Source organism: Paraburkholderia guartelaensis, assembly GCF_004353905.1.
Taxonomy (GTDB): domain Bacteria; phylum Pseudomonadota; class Gammaproteobacteria; order Burkholderiales; family Burkholderiaceae; genus Paraburkholderia; species Paraburkholderia guartelaensis.
Map to the genome: position 1 here is coordinate 98,074 of NZ_SMOD01000027.1, position 14,465 is coordinate 112,538.

Here is a 14,465-nt window from a genome sequence, read left to right on the forward strand (position 1 = left end):
GGGTGTCCTCTTTTCGGTTACTGCGCGATCTGGCTCAGCCAGGCGTCGCGACGGGCCGCCACGGTCTCTGCAGACGCGCCGACCAGATCCGCGTACACGCCAGGCGCTGTGGCACCCTCGGTGCTGATCAGCAGCACGCGTGAGGTAGCGTCGAGCCCTGCTGCACGCGCAAGAGCGGGATCGCGCATGAGCGTCGCGAGGCCCGCGAGCCCTGCCGCGCCCGATTCGCCCGATACGATGGGCACGTCGCCTGCCGCGCCGGTGGCGAGGCTACGCATTGCTTCTACCGCGTCCTCGTCGTCGATCAGCATGAAGTCGTCGACACACTGCTCGAGTATCTGCCACGCGAGCGGCGACGTCTCCCCGCATGCAAGGCCGGCCATCACGGAATCGACCGACCCCGTTGCTTTCGCGGCGCGGCCAGCGATAGCGCTTTGATACAGGCAGTCGGCCTGACGCGGTTCGACCACGATGAAACGCGGACGCGCGGCGCCATGATGCTCCCACAGATAGCTGGCTACGCCGGCCGCGAGACCGCCCACGCCGCCCTGCAGAAACACATGCGTCCACGCGCCGCCAGACTGTTCGATGACTTCCGCCGCGATGGTGCCGTAGCCTTGCATGACGTCGCGCGGGATTGCCTCGTAGCCGTCGTAGGAGGTATCGGAAACGACGTGCCAGCCGTTCGTCTTCGCGAGTTGCGCCGCGTGCTCGACCGATTCGTCATAGTTGCCCGCGATTCGAACGATACGCGCGCCGTACGCGGCGATCGCCGCTTCGCGCTCCGCGCTGACGTTCGCATGAAGCACGATCACGCAGTTGCAGCCAATCGATTGCGCGGCTGCGGCGAGCGCCTTGCCGTGGTTGCCATCGGTCGCGCTGATGACCGTGAGGTTCGTGACCATCTCGCCGTAGCGACCTTCGATCAGCTTGCGAGGATCGATCTCCTGCAGGGGCCACAGGCGCATGATGAGGCGCATCAGCGCGATGGGTGCGCCCAGCGCCTTGAAGCTGCCAAGAGGAGAACGAAACGATTCGTCCTTCAGGCCAATGCGGGCAACGCCCAGATGCGCCGCCGCACCGTTCAGGTCCCAGAGCGGCGTGGGCTCCGGGCTGATCAACTCCCAACTGGCGAGCCATGCCCGGCTCTCGTCGCCCGACTTCACGTTCAGGATGTTCCCGAGCGTTTCGGGGTAGGCATGGCGCATGGCGCGCGGGTTGGCGAACAGCATGGGTCGGCTCCGGTGGACTTGCGATGTCGAAATGATATTGCGCAGCCCCTGCGAAAAAGTCTCATAATGCGGTCACATCACGCAAAAAAATATCGACTTTCAGGCTCCCGCGTAAATGGCGACACATCTCGATTCGTTCGACCGCAAACTTCTGATGGAAGTCCAGCGCGACGCGCAGATTCCCCAAAACGAACTCGGCGCGCGCGTGAACCTCTCCACGGCAGCGGTGAACCGGCGTTTGCGCCGTCTCGCCGACGAAGGCGTGATCGACCATTACGCGGCGATCGTCTCGCCCGAGAAGGTCGATCACCCCATCACGATCGTCGCGACCGTCGAGGTCGAAAGCGAGCAGATCGATTTGCTCGACACGATGAAGCGCACGTTTGCGCGCTGCCCGCAGATCCAGCAGTGCTACTACGTCGCGGGCGAGTGGGATTTCGTGCTCATACTCGCGGTGCAAAACATGGACCAGTACACGGAACTCACGCGCGAGCTATTCTTCTCGAACAACAACGTGAAGCGGTTCAAGACGCTGGTGAGCATGAGCCGCGTGAAGGTGGGGCTCGAAGTGCCGCTCGCGCTGGACGGCGAATGAGGAACGCGGGTTGCGACGCAGACGCAACGCGGTCATCTGAACAACAGGAGCCACGATCCATGAGCAACGCAGTGCATCATGCTGGAGCCATTGAAAGCGAAGATCTGTTCCATCACCCGGAAGTCGCGACGCTGCGCGCGGACCTCGCGCTCGCGCTGCGTGCCGCCGCGCACTTCGGGCTGGGTGAGGGCGTCTGCAATCACTTCAGCGTCGCACTCCCCGGCGAAGACGGCCTCTTTCTGCTGAACCCGCGCGGCCTGATGTGGAGCGAGGTGATGGCCGACGATATCGTCATCGTCGACGCACAGGGGGACGTGATGGCGGGCCGCCATGCCGTGGAGCCGACGGCGATGTTCATCCACGCCGCCATCCACGGCATCGCGAAGAAGGCCTGCGTGCTGCATACCCATATGCCGTACGCCACCGCCCTCACGCTCACGGAGGACTGCGGGCTCGATACGACCTTGTCGCAGAACGCGATGCGCTATCACGGCCGCGTCGCCCTCGACCGCGAGTACAACGGGCTCGCGCTCGGCCCCGAGGAAGGCGAGCGCATTGCGCATGCGCTCGACGGTAGGGACACCGGCTTCCTCGGCAACCACGGCGTAGTGGTGTGCGGCGAGCGCATCGACTACGCGTTCGACGACCTCTATTACCTCGAGCGCGCCTGCGCCGCGCAGGTGCTCGCGGGCTCCACCGGGCGCGCGTTGCGGCCCGTGGCGGCCGACCTCGCGCAGCGCGTGGCCGACCAGATTCAGGGCGAGCGATTGCAGTCGGAGTTGTTCTTCGCGGCGCTGCGAAGAACGCTCACGCACGCTTGACGAACGGGGCGCCCTACTTCCCCTGCCACACTGCCTTGCGCTTCTCCGCAAACGCCGCCGCGCCCTCTCGCGCGTCGGCGGAAGCGAACACCGGGTCCGTGATCTCACGCTGACGCGTGAACATCTCCGTACTGGACCAGTCTCGCGACTCGCGCATCACACGCTTGCTCGCAGCCACCGCGAGCGGACCGTTTGCCGCGATCTTCTGCGCGAGTTCGACAGCGCCCGCCAGCGCTTCGCCCGGCGCGGTGAGCCGGTTGACGAGGCCGAACTCGAAGGCCCGCTGCGCACCGAACATGTCGCCGGTGAGCACGAGTTCCATCGCGATGCGCTCCGGCAACTGCTGTTGCAGCCGCAACAATCCGCCAGCCGCGGCGCATAGCCCGCGCTTCACTTCGGGCAAACCGAACTGCGCGTTGTTCGCGGCCACGACGAGATCGCTCGCCAGCACGACTTCGAAACCGCCCGCGAGCGCATAGCCTTCGACCGCCGCAATGAGCGGCTTGTGCGGCGGCGCTTCAGTGAGCCCCGCAAAGCCGCGGCCCGGCAGGCTCGGCCGCTCGCCTTTGAGAAAACCCTTCAGGTCCATGCCCGCGCAAAACGTGCCGCCCGCGCCGGTGATGATGGCGAGCCGCAGATCGTCGCGCTGTTCCAGTTCGTCCAGCGCGGCGGCTATCGCTTCGGCCACCGCCTTCGTGCAGGCGTTGCGTGCCTCGGGACGGTTGATCGTGAGGATCTGGATGCCGTCGCGGAATTCGATCAGCAATTCGTCGCTCATGGTCGGCCTCACTCAGCGCGGCTGCATGCGAATCGCGCCGTCAAGGCGAATGGTCTCGCCGTTGAGCATCGGATTCTCGAGAATGTGCAGCGCAAGCGCGGCGAATTCGTCGGCTTCACCCAGACGCGGCGGAAACGGCACCATGCGACCGAGCGATTCGCGAATCTCCTCGGGCAGACGTGCGAGCAGCGGCGTGTCGAAGAGGCCTGGCGCGATCGTGCACACACGGATGCCCTTGCTCGCCAGATCGCGCGCGGCCACGAGCGTCATGCCGACCACGCCCGCCTTCGACGACGCGTACGGCACCTGCCCGATCTGCCCTTCGTAGGCCGCTACCGAAGCCGTGAGCACGCAAGCGCCGCGCTCGCCTCCCGCATCGGGCTCGTTGCGCGCCATCGCCGCCGCCGCGAGGCGCAGCGCGTTGAAGGTGCCGAAGAGATTCACGCGCACGACGTTTTCATAGGCTTCGAGCGAGCCCGGCGAGCCGTCCTTCTCGATCAGGCGCACTGCGCCGCCCCGGCCTGCGCAATGCACGAGCGAGCGCAGCGTGCCGCGCTTCGTAGCCGCCTCGAATACGGCGTTCATGTCATCCGCGCTCGTCACATCGGCGGGCACGAAGCTCGCGTGCGCGCCGAGTTCATCGGCCACCGCCGCGCCGCGCGAGCTGGCGAGGTCGGCGATCACGACCTGTGCACCTTTTGCCAGCAGCCGCTTCGCGCTCGCGAGACCCAGCCCCGAAGCGCCGCCCGTCACCACCGCTACCGTGCCGGCGAGTTTGTTCTGTTCGTCCATGTGTCGTTTCTCCTTCGTTGTTCGTGGTCGCGCTTTAGAGGCGTTCGATGAGGGTCGCGTTGGCCATGCCGCCCGCCTCGCACATCGTCTGCAGGCCGTAGCGGCCGCCGCTCACTTCGAGCGAATTGAGCATCGTGGTCATGAGGCGCGCACCCGAGGCGCCGAGCGGATGCCCAAGCGCGATCGCGCCGCCCGCCGGATTCAGCCGCGCCGCATCCGCGCCCAGCGCCTTCTGCCAGGCAAGCGGCACGGCGGCAAATGCCTCGTTCACTTCGAAATGCGAAATATCGTCGATCTTGAGGCCGCGCTTCTTCAGCAGACGTTGCGTGGCGGGAATCGGTGCGGTCAGCATCATCAGCGGATCGTCGCCGCAGACGTCGAACGCCACGATGCGCGCACGCGGCTTCAGTCCCAATTGCGCGGCCTTCTGCTCGCTCATGATGAGGAGCGCCGAGGCGCCATCGGAGATTTGCGAGGCGTTGCCCGCCGTGACGTTCCAGCGGATGCCCGGAAAGCGCGCCGCCAGTTCCGCGCTCTCGAACGAGGGCGCGAGGCCCGCGAGCCGCTCGACGGTCGTGCCGGCGCGGATGGTTTCGTCGAGGTCCACGCGACGCACGCCTTCGGGCCCTGGCACATCGATCGGCACGATCTCGCGCGCGAACTGGCCCGCGGCGCGCGCGGCGTCGGCGCGACGGTGCGACTCGGCCGAGTAGGCATCGAGCGCCTCGCGCGTGAGCGCCCACTTCTGCGCCACGAGATCGGCGCTCACGCCCTGCCCGACCATGCCTTCGGGATAGCGTGCGTGGTACAGCGCGCCGTACGGATCGCGGCCGATGCGCGAGGAGCCCATCGGGACGCGGCTCATCGACTCGACACCGCCGGCCACGACGATCTCGTTGACGCCCGCCATGATCGCCTGCGCCGCGAAATGGATCGCCTGCTGGCTCGACCCGCACTTGCGCTCGATGGTGGTGGACGGCACGTGCTGCGGAAAGCCCGCCGCGAGCCACGCGAGGCGCCCCGGCGTAGAGGCCTGCTCGCCCACCTGGCTCACGCAGCCGATCATCACGTCGTCCACGCTGCCGGGGTCGAGGTCGTTGCGCACGATCAGTTGCTGCAGGACCTGCGAAAGCAGATCCACAGGATGCAGGTCGACGAAAGCGCCGCCCGCCTTGGTCCGGCCCATCGGGCTGCGCACTGCGTCGACGATTACCGCGCTGTTGGTCATGGTTCTCTCATCGGTTGAAAGTGACGGGAAAATGAATCGCTTGACTCAAAATACACCTCACTGCCTCACTATTTCAATAGTGGTAAACATATTTCGGTACTCTTGGATCATTTTTATTGATTTATTGATCACGATCCGCAACACTATCTGGGTGACTTGATCCCCAGAGATCGAAAAAGGAGACATCAGCACGCGGCCGCGAGCGGCGCGGCATCAAGAAGGCGGAAAAATGAACCAGCCGTCTTAAAAAATTGTTCCGGCGTGCGGCAGAAAGCTAGAATCCGGGGTTTGCCGCGAGCCGCACCGGCGCGCCGCGCCCTTACCCCGACGAAGGACCCGACATGCACGATCAGGCCAACTCCCGCACCGACGACGCCGCCGACTCGCAGCTCGTGAGCGCGCTCGCGCGCGGCATCCGGATCCTGCAGTGCTTTTCGATGGGAGACGCGGAGCTGTCGGCGCGCGATCTGGTCGAGCGCACGGGGCTGCCCAAGCCCACGGCGCTGCGGCTCATCAACACGCTCGCGGAGTTCGGCTTGCTGCGCTATTCGGAGCGCATTTCGAAGTATGTGCTCGGCACGGAGATGCTGAGCCTCGCCGCCCCGGCGCTGGGCCGCATGACGATCCGGCAGATCGCGCGGCCGATGATGCAGGAGCTGGCCGACTACTGCCACGGCCAGGTGACGCTCGCGGTGGGCTACCGCCTGAACATGGCGTACGCCGAAGTGATTCAGGGCGATGGCAGCGCGGTGTATCGCTCGGAAACGGGCACGCGGCTCTCGCTTTCGCGCACGGCATCGGGCCGCGCGTATCTGTGGACCGTGCCGGGCGCCGAGCGCGAGCAGTACTTGCAGGAAACGCTAGCGCGCGACCCCGCCAAGGGCGAGTTGCTCGCGCAGCGCCTCGAGCTTGCGCAGCAGGAGTTGCGCGCGCACGGCTGCACGCTCTCGCATGGCGACATGCAGCGCGAGATCCATTCGGTGGCGATTCCGTTGTCCGCCCCGATCGACGACGAGTATTGGGTTTTTAGCTGTTCGATTGCAGTTTTCAACATCAGCGGCAACCAGCTGACCGACGACATCGCCCCTCGGCTGATGTCGCTCGTCAGGCGCGTGGAGGCAGCGCTCGGCAGCATGACTGGGGCCGCGCATGACATGGAGACGAGACCGTGGAGCGTGTCCGCGAACTAGCTGTAGCAGCACCCACGCGGGAAGCCCTGTGCTTCCCCGCACTCAACCAGATCATCACCTACCGGGAGCTGGACGAACGCGCGGACCGCATCGCGCACTGGCTCCTCGGCCTCGGCCTGCAACCCGGCGACGGCATCGCACTGCTGTTCGAGAATCACCCCGCGCTCGCCGTCATCGCCATCGGTGCCGAGCGCGCCGGCCTCTACTACACCCCCATCAGCATCCAGTTGAAAACACGCGAGGCCGCGCACGTCCTCAAGGACTGCGGCGCGCGCGTGCTGATCGTTTCGCAGGCCATGCACGAACTCGCGGCCGCGCTCGTGGCCGAAGGCGCCGCGCAGGGCGTCGCCTGCTTCGTTGCTGGCGCGGCTGAAACGCTGCCAGGCTTCGCCTCGCTCGAAGCGGCGCTAGCCGGGGTCGATGCGAGCGCGCCGTTGGCGCCACTTCCGCGCGGACGCGACTTTCTCTATTCATCGGGCACGACCGGCCTGCCCAAAGGTATCCGCAAGCCGCTCGTGCCGTTCGAGCAGCGCGACGCCGACGACACCGAAACCGCGGCATGGCGCAAGACGTTCGGATTCGACGCCGATTCCGTCTACCTGAGCACCGCGCCGCTCTACCACGCCGCGCCGCTGCGCTACCTCATGCGCATGCTGCACACGGGCGGCCGTGCCATCGTGCTGCAGAAGTTCGACGCCGAGGCCGCGCTCGACGCCATCGCGCGCTACCGCGTCACGCACAGCCAGTGGGTGCCGACGATGTTCATCCGCCTCCTGAATCTGCCCGGGACCACGCGCGCACTATACGACGTGAGCAGCTTGCGCGTGGCGATTCATGCCGCGGCGCCCTGCCCACCGCACATCAAGGAACAGATGATCGCGTGGTTCGGCCCGGTGATCTACGAGTACTACGCGGGCTCGGAAAGCGTGGGCCTCACGGCGATCGACTCCGGCGAATGGCTCGCGCATCGCGGGTCAGTGGGGCGCTCGAAATACGGACAGATCCATGTCGTCGATGATGAGGATCGCGAACTGCCTGTGGGCGAGATTGGCCGCGTGTTTTTTGAAGGCGGACCCGCTTTCGAGTACCACAACGATCCGGTGAAGACGCGCAGCGTCTACAACCGCCACGGGTGGGCGACCTACGGCGACATCGGCCATATCGATGCGGAAGGCTATTTGTATCTGAGCGACCGGCGCGTGGACCTCATCATCAGCGGCGGCGTGAACGTGTATCCGCAGGAGATCGAGAACGTGCTCGCCGAGCATCCCGCCGTGGCCGATGCCGCTGTGATCGGCGTGCCGCATCCCGAGTTTGGCGAGGCCGTGAAAGCAGTCGTGCAGCCGCGCGAGCGCGACGCCGCGAGCCCGCAGCTCGCCGAAGAGCTGATTGCGTTCTGTCGCGAGCGCCTTTCGCATATCAAGGTGCCGCGCTCGGTCGACTTCGAGGAGGCATTGCCGCGCCACGACAACGGCAAGCTGCTCCGGCGCCTTCTCAAGGAACGCTACCGCCAGCCTGCGGCTTGATACGGATAACGAAATAGCAAGAGACACTGGAGACACCCCAAATGCGCACTGTATTCCGTGACGATCACGAGATTTTCCGCGAACAGGCCCGGCGCTTTATCGAGCGCGAAATCGTGCCGTTCCATCATCAATGGGAACAAGAAGGCATCGTGCCGAAGTCGGTCTGGCGGCGAGCGGGCGAGGAAGGCCTGCTGTGCTGCACGATTCCCGAAGAGTACGGCGGTGGCGGCGGCGACTTTGGGCACGCGGCCATCATGATCGAGGAGCTGGCGCGCGTGAATGCGAGCGGCATCGGCTTTCCGCTGCATTCGGACATCGTCGCGCCGTATATCTTCGCGTACGGCACCGAGGCGCAAAAGCGCGAGTGGCTGCCGAAGCTCGCGCGCGGCGAGCATATCGGCGCCATCGCCATGACGGAGCCTGGCACCGGCAGCGATCTCAAGTCCGTGCGCACCGCCGCGCGCAAAGAGGGAGACCACTACGTCATCAACGGCCAGAAGACTTTCATCACGAACGGACAGAATGCGAGCCTCGTGGTGGTGGTCTGCAAGACTGCGCCCGAACTGGGCGGCAAGGGCGTCTCGCTGATCGTGGTCGAAGAGGGCACGCCCGGTTTCAGCAAGGGCCGCAAGCTCGACAAGATCGGCCTGCGCGCGCAAGACACGTCCGAGCTTTTCTTCGAGGATGTGCGCGTGCCCGTCACGCAGCGGCTTGGCGAAGAGAACCAGGGCTTTTCGTACCTCATGCGCGAACTGGCGCAGGAGCGGCTCGTGATCGCGGTGCGCGCTGCCGCGTCGATCGAGGGCATGCTCGAGCGCACGATCCGCTATACGCGCGATCGCAAGGTGTTCGGCCAGGCCATCTTCGATTTCCAGAATGCGCGCTTCAAGCTCGCGCATGCGCGCGCGAAGGCGGAGATGGTGCGCACCTATGTCGACCACTGCATTGCGCGGCACCTTCGGCGCGAGCTTTCGCCCGTGGATGCCGCCATGGCGAAGCTCAATGCCACCGAACTGCAGAACCAGTTGCTCGACGAATTCCTGCAGCTGCACGGCGGTTACGGCTACATGTCCGAGTATGTGGTGGGCACCGCATGGGTGGACGCGCGCGTGATGCGCATCTACGGCGGCACCGACGAGATCATGAAGGAAATCATCGCGCGCACGCTGTGAAGGCGCGTTAAACGGCACACCAGCAAGCAGGCAGGAAAGCACACATGATCAAGCCTCTGGAAGGCGTTACCGTCGTGGAATTCGCGGGGCTGGGCCCGGCGCCGTTCTGCGGCATGCTGCTCGCGCAAATGGGCGCACGCGTGATCTGCATCGGCCGCGAGGGTGCTCCCGCGCCGTCCGGACCGCTCGCGCGCGGGCGCGAATATGTTGCGCTCGACCTCAAGAGCCGCGACGACATGGCACGCGCACTCGATCTGATCGCGAGCGCCGATGCATTGATCGAAGGCTTTCGCCCAGGCGTGATGGAGCGGCTCGGGCTGGGCCCGCAAGTGTGCCGCGAGCGGCGCGCCTCGCTCGTCTACGGACGCATGACGGGCTGGGGGCAAACGGGGCCGCTCGCGCACACGGCGGGCCACGACATCAACTACATCGCGATCTCGGGGGCGCTGCATGCGGTGGGTCTCGCGGGCGGCGAGCCCGTGGTGCCGCTTAATCTGGTCGGCGACTTCGGCGGCGGAGGCATGCTGCTCGCGTTCGGCGTGGTGGCCGCCATTCTGCGCGCGCGTTCGACAGGCGAAGGCTGCGTGGTCGACGCCGCGATGACCGATGGCGCGGCCATGCTGATGAGCATGATGTACGGCTTCTACGCGGCGGGGCACTGGCAGGACGAGCGCGGCACGAATCTGCTCGACGGCGGCGCGCCCTTCTATCGCACCTATCGCTGCGCGGATAACCGCTATATCGCCGTGGGCTGCATCGAGCCGCAGTTCTACGCGGCGTTCATGAAAGGGATCGGCGCCGAAGACCTGCTCGAACTACCGCAGCGCGACCGGGCGCACTGGCCGCGCGTTCAGGAACGCATCGCCCAGACGGTCGCCACGCGCACGCGCGACGAATGGACCGCCTTGTTCGAAGGCAGCGATGCGTGCGTCACGCCGGTGCTGAGTCTTGCGGAGGCACCGCTCGATGCGCACAACACGGCGCGCGGCGCGTTCGCCCAGAACGGCGGCGCATGGCAGCCGCAATGCGCGCCGCGTTTCGTGGACTATGGCAACGAGGGCGGTTAGCCTCGCACCGCGCCCAGCGCTGCTTCGTCGTCGGCGAGCAGCGACAGCTGCCCGCTCGCCACGATATGGCTCAGCGGCGCCGGGCGGCCGAGCAGATAGCCCTGCACTTCGTCGCAGCCTTCGTCGGCGAGCAGCGTGAGCTGCGCCTCGGTTTCGATACCTTCGGCCAGCACCGGAATGCCGAGGCTCTTGCCGAGCGCGAGCACCGCGCGAATGATCGCGGTGGCCTGGCGGCTCGACTCGGCCTCGCTGATGAAAGACTGGTCGAGCTTGATCTTGTCGAAGGGGAACGAGCGCAGCGTGTCGAGCGACGAGTAGCCGGTGCCGAAGTCGTCCAGCGCGATATTCACGCCGATGGCCTTGATTCGCTGCAGCACGTCGAGCGAGCGCTCGCGGTCCGCGAAAATGGTCGTCTCGGTGAGTTCCAGTTCGAGCCGCTCGGGCGCGAGGCCGGTCTCGACCAGCACGGTCTCGACGAGCTTCGGCAGGTCCGCATGCGAGAACTGCACCGGAGAAAGATTCACAGCCACCTTGTAAGGCGGCGCCCACGAAACGGCTCGCGTGCACGCCTCGCGCAGCACCCAGGCGCCAATGCCGAGAATGAGGCCATTCTCTTCGGCGAGCGGAATGAATTCGGCGGGCGAGATGAAGCCAAGCCGCGGATGCTCCCAGCGCAGCAGCGCTTCATAGCCGCAAATTTCGCCGCTCGCGATCGAGGTCTGCACCTGGTAGTGCACGCTCAGCTGCCCGCGCGCGAGCGCCTCGCGCAAGTCGTGCGTGAGCGAGCGGCGCGCCCGCGCGATCTCGTCCATCGCCGGCTCGTAGAAGCACACCGACTGCGCCAGGTCCGCCTTCGCCCGGTACATGGCGAGGTCGGCGTTGTTGATGAGCACGGTCTTCGTGGTGGCGTCGTCGGGGTAGATGGCGACGCCAAGGCTCGCGCCCGAGAGCACTTCGGCGTCGTCGTAGCGCACCGGCCGGTACAGCGCGGTTTCGAGGCGCGAGAGCAGATCGCCGAGTTCCTCGCGCGAGGCGAAGCGCGTGAGCGCCACAAACTCGTCGCCGCCCACGCGCGCAACGAACTCGCCTTCGCGCATCAGGCTCGAAAGACGCCGCGCAAGAATGCGCAGCACTTCGTCGCCGGCGTGATGGCCGTGCAGGTCGTTGATTTCCTTGAAGCGGTTCAGGTCGATGCCGATGAGCGCCAGCTTGCGCGTGTCCTGCGTGCGCGCCAGTTCGGCGTCGATGCGTGCGTTGAAGCTCGCGCGATTGGGCAGGCCGGTGAGCATGTCGCTCATCGCCATCGTGCGCAGATGCTCGACGGATTCGGCGCGCACGCTGTCGTCGAGCAGAAAGCTCACGCAGCCCGCGCCCGCGATCACGAGCGCCATGCATGCGACGGCGAGCGCGAGCGCATGCAGCGCGGCGGGATTCGAAAAGTGTCCGTCGATCGGCATCGGGACGACCTCGAACGCAGACATGCCGGTGAAGTGCAGCGCGGCGATGGCGAGGGCGAGCACGCCCGCTACGAGGCGCGCGGACGCATCGCCGCTTGCCCGCGCGCCGGCCGCGTTCTCCTGCAGGCGCTTCGCGGCGACGCCGGCAAGATGCAGCGCAAGGCCGCTGATCGTGACTGCGAACACGATCGACAAGGCGATCCCGACGCGATTCCAGACCACGATGCCTTCCACGCGATACGCGAGCATGCCCGCGTAGTGCATGAGCGCGACCGCCAGCCCGACGATTGCGCCGCCTAGCGCGGGCGCCGCGCGCGTAAGACGGTTCGCGGCCTGACTCGTCGCTAGCAGGAATCCCGCGAAGCTGCCCACCAGCGCGATGAGCAGCGACGTGATGGTCAGCACGGGGTCGAAGGCGATCGGCACGCCCGGTTCGAAGCCGAGCATGGCGACGAAATGCGTGCACCAGATATCGGCGGCGGCAACGACGGCCGCAATGAACGACCAGCCCATGCGCTGCAGCGATCGCGTGGCGAACGAGCGCAGGACAAGCCGTGCCGTGACCCAAGAGCCCGCGGCGCAGATCAGCAGCGCGACGACGACGAGCCACAGATTGTGTTTGTAGACGATGCAGCCCACCACGCTCATCATGGGAAGATCTCCTTGTTCACCACTCGTTCACCCCGGGCGTTGCACGACATTATCACGACAATGCGACGAGGCCGAGCACCTCTCGCAGCTTCGCGCTCGTCGCGTGCAGCGACGACGACGCGGCGGCTGCTTCGTTCACCAAAGCGGCGTTGCGGCGCGTGGTGTCGTCCATCTGCGCGACCATGGCGTTGACTTGCTCGATGCCCTGCGCCTGCTCGTGGCTCGACGCCGTGATCTCGCCCATGATGTCGGCCGCGCGGCCAATGCTGCGCACCACGCCTTCCATCGCGGCGCGCGCCTCGCCGGCGAGCTGCGTGCCCGCGCCGACTTCGTTCGCCGAGTTCTCCACGAGCTGCTGGATCTCGCGCGCGGCGGCCGCGGCGCGCTGCGCGAGGCTGCGCACTTCGCCGGCGACCACGGCGAAGCCGCGTCCCTGCTCGCCCGCACGAGCGGCTTCCACGGCCGCGTTGAGAGCGAGAATGTTGGTCTGAAACGCAATGCCCTCGATCACATCGACGATCTCGAAGATGCGCCTGGCCGAGCTTTCGATGGCACCCATCGTCGTGGTCATGCGCGCGACGACGTCGTCGCCAGCCTGCGCGACCGTCGACGCTTCGCGGGCGAAAGCGCTCGCCTCGCGCGCATGCTCCGCACTTGCCTTGACCGTGCGCGTGAAGACGTCCATCGACGCGACCGTCTCTTCCAGGCTGCCCGCCTGGTGTTCGGTGCGCGCGCTGAGATTCGCGTTGCCTTCCGCGATTTCGAGCGCGGCCTGCTCCACGTGCGCCGTGCTCGTGCTCACCTCCTGCATGGCGCGCGCCATCTGGGCAATCGCCCCCTTGAGCGCAACCGCCGTGGGCGCGCTCGCCGGAATGCCGTCCACCGCGAGGCACACCTCGCGCTCGCGCACCACGCTGCGCACGATGTCCGACAGCTCCGCCGCCTCGATGGCCGCCACGCGTAGACGATGCGCGAGCACGATCTCGACGGCCGTTTGCGCAACCACGTAGGCGGCATGCAGCAGCACGCGCGGCAAGTTCGCCTCGCGCGTGCAGTACACGGCGAAGTTGAGCGCCTGCAGCCGGTCGAACGCGAGGTGATGCACCGCGAAGAATCCCGCGGCGAGCACGATCGGACGCCAGTCGCGATAGACGAGCAACAGGCCCAGCAGCACGAACACGCCGAAATGGAATTCGGTGACGCCATGCGCCGCCTGGATATGCAGCGCGACGAGCGCGGCATTGGCGAGCGTGAGCACGACGCGCGAAAGCGCGGTGCCGCGCGCGCAGAAAAACACGAAGCTGCCGGCGCCGAGGAACAGCGCGGCGCCCACGAGCGCGAGTTGCGGTTCGTAATAGATGAAGCCGATCAGTACCGCCGCGATAGCGGAGAGAACGAGCGTGGAATACATGACCGCGTCGGCGGCGCGCGCGACGTCATCGAGCGCGCGAATGGCCACGCGTGGTTGCGAGCCGGACGGTCGAAGCGACTGCGCGCGACCCAGCGAATCTGCCAGCATGAACGACACTTGAATGAGGAAAAAAAGTTGCAGGTAGGCGTTAATGCGGCGGCGGCTGGTGGACCTTGATGCGCCTGATTGAATTCGGCTGCAAAAAGAGCCGCCGTAAAGGCGTCGGCGCGACTCGTTTGCGGGCTCGACGGAAGTGTCTGAATTTTTGTGTGCAAGGCAGATAAAAACCTGCCGTCTGGCAGGTCATCAATTGCATTCTACAAATGATTCCTGGTGAAGCGATCCTCGTAGAGGATCGCGAACTGGTTCATCGCGGCTTTCCAGTCATGTGCGGCACGGCTCCAGTCAGCCGTGATATTGCGCAAGGCCAGCCACAGCAGTTTGGTCGCGGCCTCGTCCGTGGGGAAGTGCCCACGCGTCTTGACGATCTTGCGTAGCTGGGCGTTCACGCTTTCAATGGCGTTGGTCGTGTAGATCACTTTGCG

13 protein-coding genes are annotated in these 14,465 nt (G+C 66.1%); 6 read left to right on the forward strand and 7 right to left on the reverse strand.

Going from position 1 to position 14,465, the window contains the following annotated elements:
- Positions 1-17: 17 nt before the first annotated feature.
- Positions 18-1,232, reverse strand: coding sequence for a diaminopropionate ammonia-lyase (locus E1N52_RS29430; RefSeq protein WP_133186437.1), 1,215 nt, complete (start codon positions 1,230-1,232; stop codon positions 18-20).
- A gap of 115 nt (positions 1,233-1,347) precedes the next feature.
- Between E1N52_RS29430 and E1N52_RS29435 the strand changes: the two genes are divergently transcribed.
- Both E1N52_RS29435 and E1N52_RS29440 read left to right on the forward strand, forming a co-directional pair.
- Positions 1,348-1,827 carry an Lrp/AsnC family transcriptional regulator gene (locus E1N52_RS29435; protein WP_133186439.1) on the forward strand — a complete coding sequence of 160 codons (480 nt, stop codon included), beginning with the start codon at positions 1,348-1,350 and terminating at the stop codon, positions 1,825-1,827.
- A 59-nt stretch (positions 1,828-1,886) separates the two neighbouring features.
- Positions 1,887-2,648, forward strand: a complete 762-nt coding sequence (locus E1N52_RS29440; protein WP_133186441.1) for an aldolase — start codon at positions 1,887-1,889, stop codon at positions 2,646-2,648.
- Positions 2,649-2,661: 13 nt separating this feature from the next.
- Here E1N52_RS29440 and E1N52_RS29445 read toward each other — a convergent pair whose 3' ends face one another.
- The 3 genes from E1N52_RS29445 to E1N52_RS29455 are packed head-to-tail and all read right to left on the reverse strand — an operon-like array spanning position 2,662 to position 5,446.
- Positions 2,662-3,426 carry a crotonase/enoyl-CoA hydratase family protein gene (locus E1N52_RS29445; RefSeq protein ID WP_133186443.1) on the reverse strand — a complete coding sequence of 255 codons (765 nt, stop codon included), beginning with the start codon at positions 3,424-3,426 and terminating at the stop codon, positions 2,662-2,664.
- 12 nt (positions 3,427-3,438) lie between these two features.
- A complete protein-coding gene (locus tag E1N52_RS29450) occupies positions 3,439-4,218 on the reverse strand; it encodes an SDR family NAD(P)-dependent oxidoreductase (RefSeq protein ID WP_133186445.1) in 780 nt (259 codons plus the stop codon).
- Positions 4,219-4,252: 34 nt separating this feature from the next.
- Positions 4,253-5,446: a thiolase family protein gene (locus tag E1N52_RS29455; RefSeq protein ID WP_133186447.1), complete on the reverse strand. Its 1,194-nt coding sequence runs from the start codon at positions 5,444-5,446 to the stop codon at positions 4,253-4,255.
- A 341-nt stretch (positions 5,447-5,787) separates the two neighbouring features.
- Here E1N52_RS29455 and E1N52_RS29460 point away from each other — a divergent pair, with 341 nt between their 5' ends.
- From E1N52_RS29460 to E1N52_RS29475, 4 genes are read left to right on the forward strand one after another with little or no spacing between them, the layout of a single operon-like run.
- A complete protein-coding gene (locus E1N52_RS29460; protein WP_133186449.1) occupies positions 5,788-6,636 on the forward strand; it encodes an IclR family transcriptional regulator in 849 nt (282 codons plus the stop codon).
- The gene (locus tag E1N52_RS29465) at positions 6,615-8,162 is read left to right on the forward strand and encodes an AMP-binding protein (RefSeq protein ID WP_133186451.1); all 1,548 of its coding nucleotides are present in this window, start codon (positions 6,615-6,617) and stop codon (positions 8,160-8,162) included. The genes E1N52_RS29460 and E1N52_RS29465 overlap by 22 nt, the downstream gene beginning before the upstream one ends.
- A gap of 41 nt (positions 8,163-8,203) precedes the next feature.
- Positions 8,204-9,334, forward strand: a complete 1,131-nt coding sequence (locus tag E1N52_RS29470; RefSeq protein WP_133186453.1) for an acyl-CoA dehydrogenase family protein — start codon at positions 8,204-8,206, stop codon at positions 9,332-9,334.
- Between the two features lie 44 nt (positions 9,335-9,378).
- Positions 9,379-10,401 carry a CaiB/BaiF CoA transferase family protein gene (locus E1N52_RS29475; protein ID WP_133186455.1) on the forward strand — a complete coding sequence of 341 codons (1,023 nt, stop codon included), beginning with the start codon at positions 9,379-9,381 and terminating at the stop codon, positions 10,399-10,401.
- On the opposite strand, the gene E1N52_RS29480 is transcribed toward E1N52_RS29475, so the two are convergent.
- The 3 genes from E1N52_RS29480 to E1N52_RS29490 form a co-directional block, all read right to left on the reverse strand.
- Entirely contained in the window at positions 10,398-12,509 is a 2,112-nt protein-coding gene (locus E1N52_RS29480) for a putative bifunctional diguanylate cyclase/phosphodiesterase (protein ID WP_133186457.1), read from the reverse strand. The two genes, E1N52_RS29475 and E1N52_RS29480, sit on opposite strands and share 4 nt — an antisense overlap.
- A 52-nt stretch (positions 12,510-12,561) precedes the next feature.
- Positions 12,562-14,028, reverse strand: a complete 1,467-nt coding sequence (locus E1N52_RS45335; RefSeq protein WP_133186459.1) for a methyl-accepting chemotaxis protein — start codon at positions 14,026-14,028, stop codon at positions 12,562-12,564.
- Positions 14,029-14,237: 209 nt separating this feature from the next.
- On the reverse strand, positions 14,238-14,465 hold a 228-nt coding region (locus tag E1N52_RS29490; RefSeq protein ID WP_133184843.1), incomplete at its 5' end, for a transposase.